The following is an 18,198-nucleotide window of genomic DNA, read 5'->3' as shown; positions in this document are numbered from 1 at the left end:
ACTCCCCAGCCGAATGCATGAGGGGCTCCAATGCCTCGATGATCCTGGTTCGTTGCTCTGAAAATAGCTGGATCGGGTGTTATTTGGTCTTGATGACGCGGAACGCTGCTACTCTTCCGGGCGCAAGATCGTTAACGCCGTTTCAACAGCGATCATGCTGTGAAATCGAAGGGCTCGTGGTGGCTGAATCACCGAAGGACGACGAAACGACGGATGTTCCCCGCAGGTCGGTGCTGCGTGGAACTGCGGGTCTGGCAGCGGGGGCCGTGTCCGCTGCGGCGCTAGCGGGTGAGGCCGCGGCCGCGTCCAAACCGGACGCGGAGACCACCATCGCGGCGGCGGAGCGGCTGGCCGCGAACCAGGATCCGTACCTGCGGCGCAAGCAGCTGTGGATGTTCGACGTGCTGGACGACGACGGCGACCGCGCGGTGACGCCCGCCGACACGCTGCAGTTCGCGCACCGCCTCGCACGGCTGACCGGTCACGCCGAGGACTCGCCACGGGCCCAGCAGCTGGAAGCGACGGTGAACCGGATCTGGCACGCGCTGGTGGTCAAACCCGCGTGGGTGCCGGACCCGGAACGGCTGGACCGGGAGCAGTTCGTCACGGTCATGGCCAACAGCGTGGCGGAGACGCCGGACAAGACGCTGCAGTACATCGGCGTGGTCACGAACCTGGCGTTCGCGATGGCCGACGAGGACAACGACGGGCGGGTCACCCGGGACGACGGGCTCCGGCTCGTCACGGAGGTGCTGCGCGTGGAGCGGCAGCACGCCGAGCACGCGTGGTCGGTGATGGACTCCGACGGGAACGGTTACCTCGGCTACCCCGAGATCCTGATGGCGGTCACCGACTTCATCATCAGCACCGATCCGCAGGCACCGGGCAACCTGGCGCTCGGACGCATCTGACGCCGTGACAGGAGTGTTCGACGGCGCCGGTCTCGTCGAACTCGCCCAGCGGGTGACGAAGCCGGCGCATCTGGTGGCGCACGAGCGGGACGGCGCGCTGGGACTCTCGGAGCGGCCGGTACCCGGGGGCGTCGGCACGGTGCCGGCCTTGTACCCGGAGTGGCTGGGCGACCAGGGCTTCACCGAGGCACACGACGTGCGGTTTCCCTACGTCGCGGGCGAGATGGCGCACGGCATCGCCGGGGTCGAACTGGTCGAGGCGATGGCGCGGGCGGAGATGCTGGCGTTCTTCGGGACGGCTGGGCTCAGTGTTGAACGGCTCGACCGGGAACTGGAACGACTGCGGACACGTCTCGCCGAGCGGCGGAACTGGGGCGTCAACCTCATCCACCACCCCGACGACGCGGCCATGGAGGACGAGGTCGCCACGCGTCTGTTACGCGCCGGAGTACCGAAGATCTCCCTGTCGGCGTTCCTGGACATCACCCCAGCGGTGGTGCGCTGCGCGGCCTCCGGACTGCGGACCGACGCGACGGGGCGGGTCATTCGGAAGACCGCGCTGTTCGCCAAGGTCTCACGCCCGGAGACGGCCGAGCTGTTCATGTCGCCACCTCCTCCCGGGCTGGTCCGTCGGCTCGTGGACACCGGTGAGATCACCGAGGAGGAGGGCCGCCTGGTCAGCCGGATACCGGTGGCGGACGACATCACCGTCGAGGCGGACAGCGGTGGGCACACCGACGGCAGACCGCTGATGTCGGTCCTGCCTACGGTCCTGTCCCTGGCGCGGCGGAAGAGCCCGGGAGTGCGGGTGGGCGCGGCGGGCGGACTCGGCGATCCGGCCGCGGTGTCCGCGGCGTTCGCCCTCGGCGCGGCCTACGTGCTCACCGGCTCGGTGAACCAGATGTCGCTCGAGGCCGCGGTCGGCGACGAGGCGAAGGCCATGCTCGCGCAGGCCGGGGTGGCCGACGTGGCGATGGCGCCAGCGGCGGACATGTTCGAACTCGGCGCCAAGGTCCAGGTGCTGCGCCGCGGCACCATGTTCGCCGGTCGGGCGGCCCGGCTGCACCAGCTGTACCTCGAACACCCGTCGCTGGAATCGCTCCCCGCCGAGACCAGGGACTCGTTGGAGCGCGAGGTCCTCGGAGCCGGTCTGGACGAGGTGTGGCAACGCACCGAGGAGTACTGGGCGCAGCGCCGCCCGAGCGAGCTCACCCGGGCCCAGGCGGACCCCAGGCACAAGATGGCGCTGATCTTCCGCTGGTACCTGGGCAATTCGGTCACCTGGGCGGTCGACGGCACGCCCGGCCGCCGCAACGACTACCAGCTGTGGTGCGGCCCCGCCGCGGGAGCGTTCAACACCTGGACCGCGGGCAGCTTCCTGGCCGAACCCGGCGGACGCGCGGTCACGCAGATCGCCCGCAACCTGCTCCAGGGAGCCGCCGTGCTCACCCGCGCGCACCAGCTGCGCGCGCTCGGGGCCCGCCTCCCCTCCGATGCCTTCGACTTCCGCCCCCGCCCACTGGTTTGAGAAACGGCAGAACGAACATGGACCACCGGATCGCGATCGTCGGCGTCAGCGCGATCATGCCGGGCGCGCCGGACGTGGACGCCTTCTGGCGCAACGTCGTCGAAGGACGCGACCTCATGACCGACGTGCCGGCCGACCGCTGGCTGATCGAGGACTTCTACGACCCCGACCCGGACGCGCCGGACAAGACCTACGCCCGCCGCGGGGCCTTCCTGCCCGAGGTCGAGTTCGACCCCATGGCCCTGGGGGTGCCGCCCCGCAACCTGCCAGCCACCGACACCGCCCAACTGCTGGCACTGGTCGCCGCGGAACGCCTGCTGACCGGGCTCTCCGACGCCGGGCTCGGCCAGATCGACGGCGAACGGGTCGGCGTGTTCCTCGGCTGCGCCTCCCTGCAGCTGCTCGGCGAGATGGCGACGCGGTCCGGACGCCCGCAGTGGCGCCGGACGCTGCTGGACAGCGGACTGTCGGAAGCCGACGCCGACGCCGTCTGCGACCGGATCCTCGAGTACTCGGCACCGTGGCAGGAAGCGACGTTCCCCGGCATGCTGAGCAACGTGGTCGCCGGGCGGATCGCGAACCGCTTCGACCTGCACGGCACCAACTTCACCGTCGACTCCGCCTGCGCGAGCTCGCTGGCCGCCCTGTCGGTCTCGGTCGACGACCTGCTGCTCGGCCGCTCCGACATGGTGATCACCGGCGGGGTCGACACGCTCAACGACGCGATGACCTTCCAGTGCTTCAGCAAGACCCCGGCCCTGTCGCCCACCGGCGACTGCCGCCCGTTCGACGAGCGCGCGGACGGCACCATGCTGGGCGAGGGCCTCGGCCTGTTCGCCCTGAAACGGCTCGCCGACGCCGAACGCGACGGCGACCGGGTGCACGCCGTCATCCGCGGCATCGGCTCCTCCTCGGACGGCAGCGGCACCTCGGTGTACGCACCGCTGGACACCGGGCAGGCACGGGCGCTGCGCCGGGCGTACGAGACCGCCGGCTACGGACCGGACACGGTCGGTCTGGTCGAGGCGCACGGCACCGGCACCGCTCCCGGCGACGTCACCGAAACAGCCGCCCTGCACTCGGTGTTCGAGGCGAGCGGGCGGACGGACCGCCAGTGGTGCGCGCTCGGGTCCGTCAAGTCCCAGATCGGACACACCAAGGCCGCCGCCGGAGCCGCGGGCCTGCTCAAGACCGCCCTGGCGCTGCGGCACAAGGTGCTGCCGCCGACGATCAAGGTCGGCCGCCCGAACCCCGCGCTGAACCTGGAGGACAGCCCCCTCTACCTCAACACGCAGGCACGGCCGTGGATCCACGCGGCCGAGCACCCCAGGCGGGCCTCGGTGTCCAGCTTCGGCTTCGGCGGCTCGAACTTCCACGTCACACTGGAGGAGTACACCGACGAAACGGCGGGAGCCCGCCCCGCGGTGCGCTGCGAAGCACGGCCGGGAGAACTGGTGGTGCTGTCCGCCGCGACGCCGCAGGAGCTGTTCTCGCTCGACCTGTCGGAAAGCCTCACGGCGGTCGCGCGGCGCTCCCAGAACGCCTTCCAGCACACGCAGGAGCACCGGCTGGCGGTGGTCGCCTCGTCCACGGAGGACCTCGAGCAGAAGCTGGAGCAGGCCCGGGGTCTGGTCGGCGCGAAGCCGTTCTCGACGCCCTCCGGCCTGCACTACGGTGTCGGTCGCACTCCGGGCCGGATCGCGTTCCTCTTCCCCGGCCAGGGCTCCCAGTACGTCGGCATGGGGGCCGACCTGGCGATGCACTTCCCCCAGGCCCACGCGGTGTGGGACCGGCACGAGATCTCCCCGCTGGTCTTCCCGCCACCGGTGTTCACCGAGGTCGAGCGGCAGGCGCAGCAGCACGCGCTCACCGACACCGGCGTCGCCCAGCCCGCCATCGCCGCGCACAGCCTCGCGCTGCTGAACGTGCTGGAGACCGCGGGTGTGCGGCCGGACTGCGTGGCCGGGCACAGCTTCGGCGAGCTGGTGGGGCTGCACGCGGCACGCGCGTTCGACGAGGACACGTTGATGCGGCTGGCCGCCCGGCGGGGCGAGCTGATGCGGGAGGGCTCCGGCGTCATGATCGCCCTGGACGCGGGCGTGGACGAGGTGACCAACCTCCTCGAGCAGCACGACCCCGGTCAGGCCTGGATCGCCAACCACAACGGTCCGCGCCAGGTCGTGGTGGCCGCGACCGCCGAGGCGGGCGCGCTGGTGCGCAAGCACGCCACCGCGGCCGGGATGACCGCACGGACGCTCGACACCGCGGCCGCCTTCCACAGCCCCCTCGTCGCCCCCGCGACCGAACCGCTGCGGGACTTCCTGTCCGCGGAGACGGTGCGCGCGCCGCTGCTGAACGTGTACGGCAACGCCGCGGCAGCCGTGCACCCGGTGCAGCCGGCCGAGATCCGGCAGGCGATCGCCGACCACGTCGCCTCACCGGTCCGGTTTGCCGACATGGTGCGGGCGATGCACGCCGACGGGGTGCGGATCTTCCTGGAAGTGGGCCCGGGAAGGGCGTTGACCAGCCTGGTCAAGGAGAACCTCTCCGACGGCCACGCGATCGCCCTGGACCGCGCGAGCTCCAACGGGGTGACCGGGCTGCTCGACGCGCTCGGACAGCTCGCCACGCTCGGCGTCCCGCTCGACTTCGCCGGGCTGTGGCACGGCCCGGACGAGCCCGAGCCCGCACGCCCGGCGATGCCCGTCCTGATCAACGGAGGCAACCACGGCAGGCGCTACCCGCCGAACCCGCAGTACGAGCCGACCGCGCCAGCACCGGTCCTGTCCGGCTCCGCAGCCCAGGAGGACGTCCCCCACGACGGCGACACGCTGCGCGCGGTCGCCGAAGCCCAGCAGGAGGTCGCCCGCGCCCACGCGGCGTACCTGAGCATGGCCGAGAAGTCGATCGACGCGCTGACCTCGCTGGACCCGGCCGCAGACCACGGCCTCGGGCAGACCGCCACCCCCTCGCCGACCTTCCGGACCACCACCCCACCACCCGCACCGGCCGGGCCACCCGCGTCTCCCGAACCCCCTGTGACCTCCGAACCGCCCGCCGCCTCCGCCACCCCGGTGGCCCCCACTGCCCCAGCGACCGCCGCGGCCCCGGAACCCGTGCCGTCACGCAGCATCGAGGAACTGGAACCCCAGGTGCTGGCCGCCGTGGCCGAGAAGACCGGCTACCCGGTGGAGATCCTGGAACCGCACATGGAGCTGGAGGCCGACCTCGGCCTGGACTCGATCACCCGCGCCCAGGTCCTCTCGGCCCTGCGCCCGATGTTCCCGCAGCTGGAGGGAATGGACCGGGAACGGCTCACCCCGCTGCTGACGCTGCGCACCCTCGGCGAGATCGCCGACCGCTTGCGCGAGCTGCTGAACGCACCCGCCCAGCCCGTCACATCCGCCCCCGACCAGACGATCCACCGGCACGTGCCGACGCTGCGGCGCGCGCCCGCACCGGGCAGCGCCATGCAAGGGCTCGGAACCGTCCTGATCACCGACGACGGAACCGGGGTCGCCGAGGAGACCGCGCGACTGCTCACCGAGCGCGGCGTCCACGCGCAGGTCGGCACCGCGGCCGCGATCACCACGCTGGAGGCCGACGGCCTGGTGCTGCTCGGCGGACTGGCCGAGACCGCGTCCGCGGACGAGGCCCTGGACACCCAACGGGACGCCTTCCGAGCCGCACAGGCGATCGCGCCCCGGCTGCGCACCGCGGGCGGTGTCTTCGTCACAGTGCAGGACACCGGAGGCGGATTCGGCCACCGCGACGCGCAACGGCCCTGGCTCGGCGGCCTGGCCGCACTCGCCCGCACCGTCCGCTGGGAGTGGCCGCTGGCCGCGGTCAAGGCCATCGACTGCCACCGCGCGGACCGCTCGGCGACCGAGACCGCCACCGCCCTCGTCGACGAGCTGCTCACCGGAGGCCCGGATCTCGACGTCGCGCTCGCCGCGGACGGCACCCGGTGGACGCTCGACACCACCGAGGCCCCGGAACCGGCCGCGGACGGTGCCTGGGAAGCCGACCCGGTGATCGTGGTCTCCGGCGGGACCGGGGCCGTCACCGCCGCCGCCCTGCGCGAGCTCAGCTCCCGGCACCGCGCACGCTTCGTCATGCTCGGCCGCAGCTCCGACCGCGAGGTGGACGGGCTGGACCAGGTCCGCTACATGCGCGTCGACGTCCGGGACAGCGAAGCCGTGCGGGCGGCGCTCGCCGACGTCCGGCAGCAGTGGGGACCGATCACCGGCCTCATCCACGCGGCCGGGGTGCTGAACGACCAGCGGGTGGAGGACAAGACCGAGGACCAGTTCGAGGCCGTGTTCAGCACCAAGGTCGACGGGCTGCGGGCACTGCTGGACGCCACCCGCGAGGACCCGCTGCGGCTGCTGTGCGTGTTCTCCTCGGTCGTCGCCGCGACCGGCAACGCCGAGCAGTGCGACTACGCGATGGCCAACGAAACCCTCAACCACGTGCTCGCCACCGAGCAACATGCTCGGCCGGACGCGGTGGTCCGCTCGCTGCTGTGGGGACCGTGGGAAGGCGGCATGGTCACCCCCGAGCTGGCCGAGGTGTTCCGCCTCGGCGGCGTCGACCTGATCCCCCTGCAGGACGGAGCGCGCGTCTTCGCCCGGGAACTGACCGCCCCTGCCGACGACCCGCGCGTGCTGATCACCGCCGGCCGCGCGCTGACGCGACTCGGGGAGGCCACCAATGGATGACCAGGATTTCGAGGTCATGCCCCGCGCTCCGCGGTCCCACCAGCCGGCACCGGCCCCGATCAGCGCCGCGGCGGCGATCTCCGAACAGTTGCGGCAGGCCACCCAGCTCCACGAACGCTTCCTGGCCACGCAGGCAAGCGTTCACCCGCCCACCACCGGGGCGGCCACCGGAACGGCCGCTGAGCCCGCCACCGAACCGGCCCGCACGGCCCGGGCCACCGTGGAGCTGGACGGCTGGTACCTCGACCGCGCCGGTCGCATGACGGGCGGGGCCGTGCTGGACGAACTGCTGGCGCTGTGGCCGCAGCGCGACGGCGCGCTCGACGGCGAACTCACCTTCCACCACGCCCTGCCCGCACCTGGCGATCAGCTGCTCAGCTCGCTGACAGTCACCGAAGCGGCGCTGCGAGGCGAGGTCGACGGCCACCTGTCGTTGCGCGGCAGCCTGGCGGACCACCTGGACCTGCCCGCACCGACCGAGCACCCCGGGGCCGCGTTCGACACCGATGCGGTCACGGCGTTCGCCGAGGGCCGCCCGGCCGACTGCTGGGCCGGCCCCGAGTGGGAACTCACGCGCGCCCACGTCCGAACCCCCGGAATCGGGTCGCGACGCATCCTGCTGCTGCGCGAGGTCACCGCGTTCGATCCCGAACGCGGGCTCACCGCGACCGGCCGCACCCCGCCGACCACGTGGCACTCGCCCGCCGCGCTGCTCGAAGGCGGGCTCCAAGCGATGGCGTTCCACCTCGCCGCGACCGGGAGCACGATCCACCACGACGGCTGGCGCTTCGAACCGCTGCCGGAGTCGCCCACCCGCCTGCGGGTCCTGCTCAACGCGCCGAGCGGCACACCCCGGTACCACCTCACCCTGCGTTCGCTCACCGGCACGACCGCGCACGCCGACGTAGTCGTCACGATCGAGCAGCAGGTGGTGCTGCGCGCCGAAGGGCTCGCCGTTCACCTCGTCGCCGACACCCCCCTGCCGCACTGGAAGCTCCTCGGTCCACCCGCGGTCCAGCGCACCGGCGATCCGGTCCCGCTCAGCGCGCTGGCAGGCCTGCGCGGCCACGAGGATCCGGCCGCAGCGAGCACGGGCCGAATCCGCTACGACCACGCCACGATGCTCACCGCCGCCTGGGGGCCGCGCGCCGAGATCCTCCCCGGCGCCAGCGACGACGCGTTGCGGCTGCCGGGGCCGCCGTACCTGTTCCTCACCCGGGTCACCGAGCTGTCCGCCACCCAAGGGAACTTCCGCCCTGGCAGCAGCCTGGTCGCCGAGTACGACGTGCCCCGGCACGTGTGGTTCCGCGAGCAGAGCGGGACGGTGCCGGTCGCCGTGCTGATGGAGATCGCGCTGCAGCCCTGCGGCTTCCTGACCGCCCTGATGAACGGCGGCACGGCCGACGAGCAGCTGCGGATCCGCAACCTCGACGGTCGACTCTCGACGGTCCGCGACGTGCCCCCCGAGGTCAGCTCGGTGCGCACCGCGGTCGAGCTCACCGACGTCGAGCACTGGGACGGCACGACGATCGAAACGTTCCGGATCCGCTGCGAAGCCGACGGCGTCACCGTCCTGGAGGGGACCACGGTCTTCGCCCTGACCTCGGCGGAGCAGTTGACGCCCCAGACCGGTCTGCCGGTGACCGACCACGACCGCTCCCGCCTCGCCCAGCCCTGCGAACACCCCGTTGTCGACCTGCGATCCCGCCCCGCCCGCTTCTTCGGGCGCTCCGCCCGCCTGCCCGGCCAGATGCTGCTGATGCTCGACCGGCTCACCGGCTACTGGACCGACGGCGGCCCGGCCGGCCTCGGACGGCTGCGCGCCGAGTGCGACGTGCGCGCCGACGCCTGGTACTTCAAAGCGCACTTCTTCAACGACCCGGTCCAACCCGGCTCGCTCGGCGTCGAAGCGATGTGCCAGCTCCTGTCCTGCTACCTGATCCAGCGCGGCGTCGACGACGGCTTCCGCTTCGACCCCGTCGTGCCCGACTCGTGGAAGTACCGCGGCCAAGTCCTGCCCTCCGACGCGCTCGTCACCGTCGAACTGGACGTGCTGGACGTCGAACTGGGCCCCGGCGGCGGGCACGCAGCGGCCGAGGCCTGGCTGTGGGTGGACGGCCGCAAGATCTACCACGTGCCCCGCCTGCAGGTGCGCGTGGTGCCCGGCGCGCCGGACTCGCCCTCCACGGTCGACACCGTGCTCGACCCCCGGGCGGACACGTGGCTGGCGGACCACTGCCCCACCTGGACGGTCCCCGCCGTGCCGCTGATGTCGACCGCCGAGCTCCTCGCCCGGTCCGCCGGGGACCGCGCCGGACGCCCGGTGCGGGTGCTGCGCGACCTGAGCATGCAGCGCTGGCTGCCCGTGGCCAACCCGACCCGGCTGCGCACCACCTGCACCGACGAACAAGTCCGGCTCGCGGTGTGGCACGAGGCCGGCGCACTCTCCCGCTTCGTCCCGGTGGCCACCGCGACGGTCGGCTTCGAAGCACCACCCCGGCCGACTCGCTTCGCCCCGCTGGAGGACCTCGCGGACGCGCCGGACCCCTACGAGAACGCGAACCTCTTCCACGGGCCGAGCTTCCAGTACGTGACGAGGCTGCGGATGGGCTCCACCGGGGCCAGCGGCGTCCTCGAGGCCGAACGCGGGTCGGTGCCCCGCGGCGCGCTGCACCAAGGGCTGCTGGACGCCGCGCTGCACACCATCCCGCACGACGCGCTGCACCGGTGGGACCCGGCGATCGGCTCCGACCGGCTGGCGTTCCCGCACCGACTCAACCACCTCACCGTGTACGAGCCCCTGCCCGACCACGGCCAGATCGAGGTCGAGGCCCGTTTCGCCGGCACGCTGCCCGACGACCTCGTCGCGATCGACATCCAGATGTGCCGCGGACAGCACGTGCTGGTCGCCTTCCAAACCGTGGTCATGCACATCCCGATCGGAGCCCTGACCGCGGTGTCAGGTCCGGAGCGACGCGCCTACCTGCGCGACGCCGCACCCGACTCCCGCCTCCTGCTGACCGGCTCGGACGGAGTGCTGCGCAGGCGCGACGTGGAGCGGGCCGACACGGTGCCGGGCACCGTCAACGCCCTCTACGGCCTGCCCGCGGACACCCGCGCCGCCGACTGGCTGGCCCACATCGCCGTCAAGGACCACCTCGCCCGAACCACCGGCGTCCACCCGAGCACGGTCGAGGTGACCACCCTCGACGGCGTCAGCTGGGACGAGAACTCCGCCACCGTGAGGACCCCATGATTCTGATCACCGGAGCCTCCGGGGCCGTCGGCTCCGCCCTGCTGCGCGAGCTGGACGGCACCGAGGAGGTCATCGCGCTCACCCACCACAAACCGGTCGAGACCACGTCCGTGCGCGGCGATGTGACCCGCCCCTGGCTCGGCCTCCACCCGGCCGAGTACCGCGAGCTCGCGGCCGAGGTCGACGTGGTCGTGCACTGCGCGGCGGCCGTGAACTTCTCGGCCTCGCACGAGCACCTGCACCGGGTCAACGTCGTCGGCACCGGCCACGTGCTGCAGTTCGCCGAGGACGCGGGCGCCCGCCTCGTGCACGGTTCCACGGCGTTCGTCACCCGAGCGGGCAACGGCACGCCCTTCGACGCGTACGCCGCCACCAAGACCGCCGGCGAGACCCTGGTCCGCGAATCCGGTCTGCCCACCTGCATCGCCCGCATCTCCACCGTGATCGGCGACTCCCGCACCGGCGACATCCCGCGGCTCCAGGCGTTCCACTACCTGCTCGGGTTCGCACTGTCCGGCCAGCTCCCCTTCCTGCCCTGCACGCCCGGCACACGCATCGACCTCGTCCCCCGGGACGCCGTCGCGGCCGCGCTGGCCGCTCTCGCCCGCGACCACGACGCGCACGGCGAGCACTGGGTCACCGCCGGCCCGGCCGCCCTGCCGATGGAACGCATCATCGACGTCGCCAGCGACGCCTCGGCCGCCCGCGCCCAGTACGACGAAGACCTGCGCGACATCGACCAGACGGTCTTCCACACCCGTCTCATCGATCCGGCCGTCGCCGCCACGGTCATCACCAGCGTCCTCTCACGCTCCTCCAGCTCCGCGGCACCCAGCGTCATCCAGCGCGCCGCCGACCTCATGGCCGCCTACGACAACGCCGATCCCTTTCCCACCTCCCTGGGAGGCATCCCCTCCGGCCCACCTGCACCCACCGCCGAATCGAGCGAAACCGCCCTGCGCCACCTGATCGATCACCTCGCCGAACTACCCCGGGAAACTTGGGAGCTCTCGTGACGCGCACTCCTCGAGAGCCTCCAACTGGGCCTCAAGTACGAACCACACGCGAGGACCGTGGAAGCCGCTATCACGCCGCGTGTGGTCAACGATCGTGTCGGAGGGGCGAGCCGAACCGACTCCCCACGCTCGTGCGGACCCCGAGCTCTGGCTCAGGACCTCGTCGTGGGCGGTTGCGAGACGTGCTGCTCATCGTGTTCACCAGGAAGACGGGCACGATTCCCACCGCCCGGCCTGGAGCCGGAGCCCAGCGGGCCGAGGTGGTCGCGGTCTGACCACGGCGAAGCACGGGTGGGTGAAGCGGCTGTTGCGCAGACCGCCGGCTCGGCCACGTCGGTCTCTCCGCCGGAATCGGGCGCAGGCGGTTCCGCGCGTACCGACGCCACGCCCGACGATCAACAACGTAGCTGGTCACAGCGTCCCAACCGCGAAAAGGACCCTTCCGATGAAGTGCTCGCGGAGCGCGAAGACCTACAACTGCCAGCGACCTGCTGCTGCACGGCTCTGATCCGGGCACTACCGCGCGGTCTTGATGAACCGGAGCACGGTGGCGCCGACAGCGGAGAAGAGCGCGGCGCCGAGGTAAAGCGCCATGTAGTTGCCGCCTCCTCCGATGGCCAGGAAGATCGGTGCGATCGCGGGACCGACTGACTGGGGAAGGGCGCTGGCGATGTTGAAGACGCCCATGCCCCTGGCCGCCTCGGTACCGCTGTTGGGCAGCACGCTGGCGACGAGCGCGTAGTCCACGCCCGCGTAGACCCCGTAACCGATGCCGGCGATGGCCACCCCGATGATGAACCCCGTCACCGAGTACGAGAAAGCGATCACGAGCATTCCGATTCCGAAGAGGACGGACGCGGCCGCGACGAAGATTCTCCGGCGCTGTATGCGGTCGGACCACCAGCCGCAGACCGTGCTGCCGCAAGTGACGGTCACGGCCAGTACGAGCATCGTCCACAGGAGGATGCCGGCCGCTTGCGCGCTGGAATAGCCGAGCCGGTCCATGAGGAAGTAGGTCTTGTAGGTGCTCAGCAATGCCCAGGCGATCCACACCAGGAACCGGCTGGCGAAGGCCCAGGCGAAATCGGAATGCTTGACGGGATTGATCCACAGGCTGCGGGGGATGTCCATCCAGGACCGTTGTGGCAGTTCTGCACGGGTTTTCGGAACTTCCTTGAGGTAGAAGGTGAAGCCCAACAGGAACGCCAAACCGATGGCGGCCGGGACGAGGAACATGCCGAGGCCGGAGGTGTCGGTGAACTGGATGAGGAACGTGCCGGTGACCACGGCGACCTGGTTGGTCATCCCCATCAGGCCGGCGACCTTGCCACGCCGTGCGTCCGGCACCCGTTCGGGCAGCAGGGCGACCATGGCCGCCAACGCGGCGTTGAGGGAAACCTGGGTCAGGCACCACCCGAGAGTCACCACGGCGATGTTCGGTGCCGCGCCGATCAGCAGCAGTGCGGCGGCGCCGAGCACGGTTCCGCCGAGCATGAAGGGCCGGCGCTGCCCGAAGCGCGAGGCGGACTGGTCGGACAGCTGCCCGAAGACGGGGTTGGCGAGCACGGCGAAGATCGCACCGGTGCCGGTGACGATCGCCAGCGATGAGGCCTTGCCCTCCGGGTCGAGCGCGGCGACTCGCAGCGAGAGCGTGACCGAAGCGGGGGTCATCAGCGCCACCCACAGCCCGAACATGGCCAGGATGTACAGGGCAACGAATCCGATGCCCACCGGTTGACCGGTCAGGCGGATGAGGCGTTCGGGCTGGGATTCCGAGGCGTCGGGTCTGTGTTCGGGACTTTCCGGCAGGGGTGGGTGCGCAGTCGTGGCCACGGGTGACTCCTTCGTCAGTACCGGCGGAGTTGCCAGCCGGCGCCGGCTGCGCAGAGCCGTCGAGGAGCCGGTGCCGGCCGGTGGAGGGGAGGGGGTTCGTCGCCGTCAGCGGTGTCAGGCGGACGTGCGGGCGCCACGCACGGGGGCGGGGCGTTCGACGGTGCTGGTGATGGGCGTGGCGCCGGTGGACATGGCGCGACTTTGCAGCGCGGAGAGCACGTCGAGGACGTGGTAGGCGAAGGTGCCGGTGGCGCGGTGGTCGTCACCGGCGAGGTGTGCGGCCAGGTCGACGACACCGAGGCCCCGGAAGGGACGTGGTGGGTCCGGGGTGGTCCGTGCGATGACCGGGGGAACTTCGGACCAATCGTCGTCGGTGCGTCGGCGGAGCAGCACGGGTTCGTCGAAGCGGTTGGGGTCGGGGACTTGCAGCGTGCCGTCGGTGCCGTAGATTTCCAGGTGCGGCAGGGTCGTGTCCCAGACGTCGAAGCTGTACATCGCGGTGGCCAGCGCGCCGGAGGCGAACTGCAGGACGGCGGCGGCGTGGGTGTCAACGGACACGTCGATGCGCTCCACGCGCCGGTTGGCGGCGGTGACCGCGAGTTCGTCCTGTGCCCGGCTCGTGGCCCCAACGACCTGCGTCACCGGCCCGAGCAGGTTCACCAGGGCCGCGACGTGGTACGGCCCGAAGTCCATAACCGGGCCGCCTCCGTCCTGGTACAGGAACGACGGGTCGGGGTGCCAGGTTTCGGCCCGGGAGGACCGCACGAACGAGGCGGCGGCGAAGGGCCGTCCGATGAGGCCACCGTCAACGGCGGCGCGAGCGGTTTGACCGGACGTGCCGAGGAACGTCTCGGGCGCTCCGCCCAGGATCCTGCCGGTTTCTTTCGCCACGACGAGGTTCTCCCGCGCTTCGTCCGCGGTGGCGGCGAGCGGCTTTTCGACGTAGACGTGCTTGCCCGCGCGCAGCGCCGCGTTGGTCAGCGCGGCGTGGGCTGCGGGTGGGGTGATGTTGACGACGAGGTCCACCTCGGGGTCGGCGAGGAGGTCGTCGGTGGTGCCCCAGGCCGGGATGTCCCATTCCTCGGCTGCTGCGCGGGCACGGTCTTGGTCCAGGTCGGCGACGCGCACGAGGGGCAGGTTCTCGTGCAGGGAGAGTCCGCGGGCGTACGCCCGGAAGATGGTGCCGGTGCCGAGGATTCCTGTGCGCAGGGACTGACGAGCGTCGATCATGGTGTCTCCACGTCTCGGTTTGTCGGGCAGCGCAGGGGGTGCAGCTCCCTGCGGACGTCGCTGCTTGCGGCGGCGACAAAACCGGGCTGTGAGACAGAGCACATGATTAGCGTTGCGGTGCGGTCGTGTCAAGTGCCGGCGTGGTCATCAGGCGGGAGATGCCCGAGGGGGACAGGACGTTCTCGATCCCGGCGACCGCGCCTCCGGCGAGTCCGGCGGAGCGGCCGAGCAGGCTGTGCTGCAGGGCGAGGTGGCGGGTGGCCAGCGGTAGTGCTCTTCGGTAGACGACGCTGCGGATGCCGGCGAGCACGTCGTCGCTGGCGACGGTGATGAGTCCACCGAGGACGATCGTTTTCGGGTTGTAGAAGTGCACCAGCATCGCCACGACCTCGCCGAGGGTTTCGGCCGCGGAACGGACGAGGTGCACCGCCGCGGGATCACCATCGCGCAGAAGCCGTGCGAGGTCCGCGACGGACGACTCCTCGCCGCCCTGCTCCGCGTGCAGGCGGCGCAGCACAGCACCGGCGGAGGCGACGGCTTCGACGCACCCGACGTTGCCGCACTGGCAGACGACGTGATCGGCGCCGGCCACGCGGATGTGGCCGATGTCGCCGGCAGAGCCGTCGCTGCCGCGGTGCAATTCGCCGTCGGCGGAGACGACGCCACCGCCGATGCCGGTGCCGGTCTTGAGGAACAGCAGGGGAGCCGCCTCTGCCGGGAGGGCACGGGCCTCGCCGAGGGCCATGAGGTTGACGTCGTTGTCCACGAGCGCGGTGCAGCCGAACCGTTCGCCCATCACCTGGCCGACCGGGAAACCGTCCCAGCCGGGCATGATCGGTGGGCGCACGGGCGTGCCCACCTGCGAGTCGACCGGACCGGGCAGGCCCATCACCAGCGCCTGCACTTCGGCCTGCGCCACCTCGGACGAGGTGAGCAGGTTGTGGAAGTGCTCGGTCAGCGCGTCCAGGCCCGATTCGGGTCCCTCGGCGATGTCGAGAGCCACCTGCTGTTCGGCCAGCACGGTCTGCGCGAGATCGACGATGGCCAGCCGGGTGGTGTGCACACCGACGTCGGCCACCAGGACCACCCCTGCGCGGGGCGCGAGGCCCAGCCGGTGAGCGGGGCGGCCCTTTCCACCGTTGCCCGCGATCCCGGATTCGACCACGGCCCCTGCGGTGAGCAGCGCCTCGAGATGCGTGTTCACCGTCGAGCGCGCCAGGCCCGTGGCCCGCACGAGCTCCGCCCTGCTGACGGCGGCACCCGAGGCGATCAGACGGGCCAACGAGCTGTGCACCAGGCTGCCGTGGGCTCGTCCGGACGTCGTCGGCACTGCCAGCCTGATCGGCTCCCAGCTCACCATCCGTCCCCCTGGTTCGTTTACAGCGGATTAATGACTGAAAAGAACATAAATGATGTCTCTTGTGGTCGCAAACAACGCGATCTACCTTTATTAGCGACGAAAATCGGGCGTGAGACACCCGTACTCCTGTCGATTCCTGCGGAAGGAGGCTCTCCGTGAGCCCGGAAACCGCTGTCGAACCCCCCGAACGCGGCGGCCGCTGCGGTGAGCGTCGCCGAATCGCCGTCCTCGGTGCCGGCATGATCGCCGAGGTGCACCGGCGGGCCGCCCTGCTGGCCGGGGCTGAAGTCACCGGTGTGCTGGCCTCGTCGCCGCACCGGTCGCGGCAGGTCGCCGAGCAGTGGCGGGTGCCGACCGCCTATCACGATCTCGACGACGTGCTCGCCGATGACCGCATTGATGTCGTCCACATCTGCACGCCCAACACGACCCACGCGCCGTACGCCGAAGCCGCGCTGCGGGCCGGAAAGCACGTCATCTGCGAGAAACCGCTCGGCGTTTCCGCCGAGGAAGCCGAGCGCATGGCCGGGCTCGCAGCGGAGAGCGGGCTCGTGGCCACCGTGCCGTTCGTCTACCGCTACCACCCGATCGTGCGCGAGCTCCGCTCCCGACGGCTGGCGGAGGAGTTCGGGTCCTGGAACTTGATCCACGGCAGTTACTTGCAGGATTGGATGCTCTCGCCCGATGCGTCGGGGTGGCGCGTGGACCCCGAGGTCGGTGGACCGTCGCGGGCCTTCGCCGACATCGGCTCGCACTGGTGCGACCTCGTGGAATGGGTCGCCGGCGAACCGTTCGCGGAATTGCTGGCCGCGACCTCGGTGGCCGTGCCGCACCGCCCCGCCACCGGAGGACCGTCGTTCACCTCACCTGACCAGGAGGCGACCAGTGACCACCGCGTGGCGGTGTCCACGGAAGACTCGGCGGCTCTGGTGTTGCGCACCAGCGGTGGCGTCCTGGCTTCCACCACGATCTCGCAGGTCGCGGCGGGGCGGAAGAACCGCTTGTGGTTCGAACTGGACGGGTCCCGTGCCAGCGCCGTCTTCGACCAGGAAGACCCGGAACGGGCGTGGCTGGGAACTCCGGGCGGAGCGCGCGTCCTCGTTCGCGACATCGACACCGGCTCGGACGAACAGCGGCGCTTGTCGCATCTGCCCGGCGGGCACGCCCAGGGGTATGCGCAGTGCTTCGAGGCGTTCGTCGCCGACACCTACGCCGCGATCGACGGCGAGACCCCGGAAGGGCTTCCCACCTTTGCCGACGGACTCCGCTCGGCCCGCCTGGTCGAGGCCGTCCTGAACTCCTCCCGCACCGGCTCGTGGACGAAGGTGTAACCATGCAACTCGGAATGATCACCGCCTGCCTGCCCCAATGGCCACTTCCCCGCATCGCGGAGTGGGCCGAAAGCGCGGGATACGAAGCGCTGGAAGTCGCCTGCTGGCCCAGCACCGGCAGCCGCGACTTCGAAGCCAACCACCTCCCGGTCACCGATTTCCGCCCGCAACACGTCGACGACACGCTCACCCTGTTCGAACGGCACTCGTTGAAACTGTCCGCACTGGCCTACTACGAGAACAACCTGCACCCGGACCCCGGGCGGCGCAAGGAAATCCACACACACCTGCGCCACACCATCGACGCCGCACACGCCCTCGGCGGGGGCTACGTCGGCACGTTCATCGGCCGCGACTGGACCAAACCGGTTGCGGACAACCTCGCCGAGGCCGAGGCGGTGTTCCGGGAACTGGTGGACTACGCCGGGCAACGCGACGTCGCGATCATCATCGAGAACTGCGTCATGGAGGGCTGGCACCCCGACGGCTACCCGGGAAACCTCGCCTATTCCCCGGAGCTGTGGGAGTGGATGTTCTCGCTGGGCCTGTACCTGAACTGGGACCCCTCGCATCTCACGTGGATCGGCATCGATCCCGTCGAGACCATCGCCCCGTACGCCGACCGGATCGTGCACGCCCAAGCGAAAGACGTCGAACTCGACCCGAGTGCGCGGCAGCGCTACGGATTCTTCGGCAAGGTCAACAAAGACGACGACCCGTGGGACATGGGCTGGTGGCGCTACCGCGTTCCCGGACTGGGCCAGGTCGACTGGCCCCGCGTGGTCGATCGGCTCTACGAACACGGCTTCACCGGAACCCTCTCCGTCGAGCACGAAGACCCCGTCTGGAGCGGCGATGCCCACCGCGTTACTCAAGGCTTGAGCATCGCCCACCGCACGCTGCGCCCGCTCATCATCGGCTGAAACGAGGAGATCTGCATGACCCGCACAGGCACCTTGTCCGCCCAGCTCTACAGCCTCCGAGACCAGCTCGCCGCTGACCAGCACTCCAC

10 protein-coding genes are annotated in these 18,198 nt (G+C 71.0%); 7 read left to right on the top strand and 3 right to left on the bottom strand.

Annotation, left to right across the window (positions count from 1 at the left end; genetic code table 11):
• Positions 1-230 precede the first annotated feature (230 nt).
• Genes ACVGV0_RS09925 through ACVGV0_RS09905 form a run of 5 tightly spaced genes read left to right on the top strand, consistent with a single transcriptional unit; the run spans position 231 to position 11,432 of the window.
• Complete coding sequence (locus ACVGV0_RS09925) at positions 231-911, top strand: EF-hand domain-containing protein (RefSeq protein ID WP_459159564.1); 681 nt, start codon at positions 231-233, stop codon at positions 909-911.
• Positions 912-915: 4 nt separating this feature from the next.
• Positions 916-2,439, top strand: coding sequence for a PfaD family polyunsaturated fatty acid/polyketide biosynthesis protein (locus ACVGV0_RS09920; protein ID WP_459159563.1), 1,524 nt, complete (start codon positions 916-918; stop codon positions 2,437-2,439).
• A 17-nt stretch (positions 2,440-2,456) separates the two neighbouring features.
• Positions 2,457-7,160 (top strand): SDR family oxidoreductase, encoded by a 4,704-nt coding sequence (locus ACVGV0_RS09915; protein ID WP_459159562.1) that lies wholly within the window; start codon positions 2,457-2,459, stop codon positions 7,158-7,160.
• Positions 7,153-10,416 carry a polyketide synthase dehydratase domain-containing protein gene (locus ACVGV0_RS09910; protein WP_459159561.1) on the top strand — a complete coding sequence of 1,088 codons (3,264 nt, stop codon included), beginning with the start codon at positions 7,153-7,155 and terminating at the stop codon, positions 10,414-10,416. Before ACVGV0_RS09915 ends, ACVGV0_RS09910 begins: the two co-directional genes overlap by 8 nt.
• The gene (locus tag ACVGV0_RS09905; protein ID WP_459159560.1) at positions 10,413-11,432 is read left to right on the top strand and encodes an SDR family oxidoreductase; all 1,020 of its coding nucleotides are present in this window, start codon (positions 10,413-10,415) and stop codon (positions 11,430-11,432) included. The genes ACVGV0_RS09910 and ACVGV0_RS09905 overlap by 4 nt, the downstream gene beginning before the upstream one ends.
• Positions 11,433-11,948: 516 nt before the next feature.
• Here ACVGV0_RS09905 and ACVGV0_RS09900 read toward each other — a convergent pair.
• The 3 genes from ACVGV0_RS09900 to ACVGV0_RS09890 all read right to left on the bottom strand — a co-directional run bounded on the left by ACVGV0_RS09900 (position 11,949) and on the right by ACVGV0_RS09890 (position 15,855).
• Complete coding sequence (locus ACVGV0_RS09900) at positions 11,949-13,265, bottom strand: MFS transporter (protein ID WP_459159559.1); 1,317 nt, start codon at positions 13,263-13,265, stop codon at positions 11,949-11,951.
• Between the two features lie 114 nt (positions 13,266-13,379).
• Positions 13,380-14,495, bottom strand: coding sequence for a Gfo/Idh/MocA family protein (locus ACVGV0_RS09895; RefSeq protein WP_459159558.1), 1,116 nt, complete (start codon positions 14,493-14,495; stop codon positions 13,380-13,382).
• A gap of 106 nt (positions 14,496-14,601) precedes the next feature.
• Positions 14,602-15,855, bottom strand: a complete 1,254-nt coding sequence (locus ACVGV0_RS09890; RefSeq protein ID WP_459159557.1) for an ROK family transcriptional regulator — start codon at positions 15,853-15,855, stop codon at positions 14,602-14,604.
• A gap of 155 nt (positions 15,856-16,010) precedes the next feature.
• On the opposite strand from ACVGV0_RS09890, the gene ACVGV0_RS09885 reads away from it, so the two are divergent.
• Both ACVGV0_RS09885 and ACVGV0_RS09880 read left to right on the top strand, forming a co-directional pair.
• Entirely contained in the window at positions 16,011-17,186 is a 1,176-nt protein-coding gene (locus tag ACVGV0_RS09885) for a Gfo/Idh/MocA family protein (RefSeq protein ID WP_459159556.1), read from the top strand.
• A 2-nt stretch (positions 17,187-17,188) separates the two neighbouring features.
• Complete coding sequence (locus ACVGV0_RS09880; protein ID WP_459159555.1) at positions 17,189-18,109, top strand: sugar phosphate isomerase/epimerase family protein; 921 nt, start codon at positions 17,189-17,191, stop codon at positions 18,107-18,109.
• Positions 18,110-18,198: the final 89 nt, after the last annotated feature.

Source organism: Salinifilum ghardaiensis (genome assembly GCF_054491345.1).
This window is presented reverse-complemented; position numbering and strand designations above follow the sequence as displayed.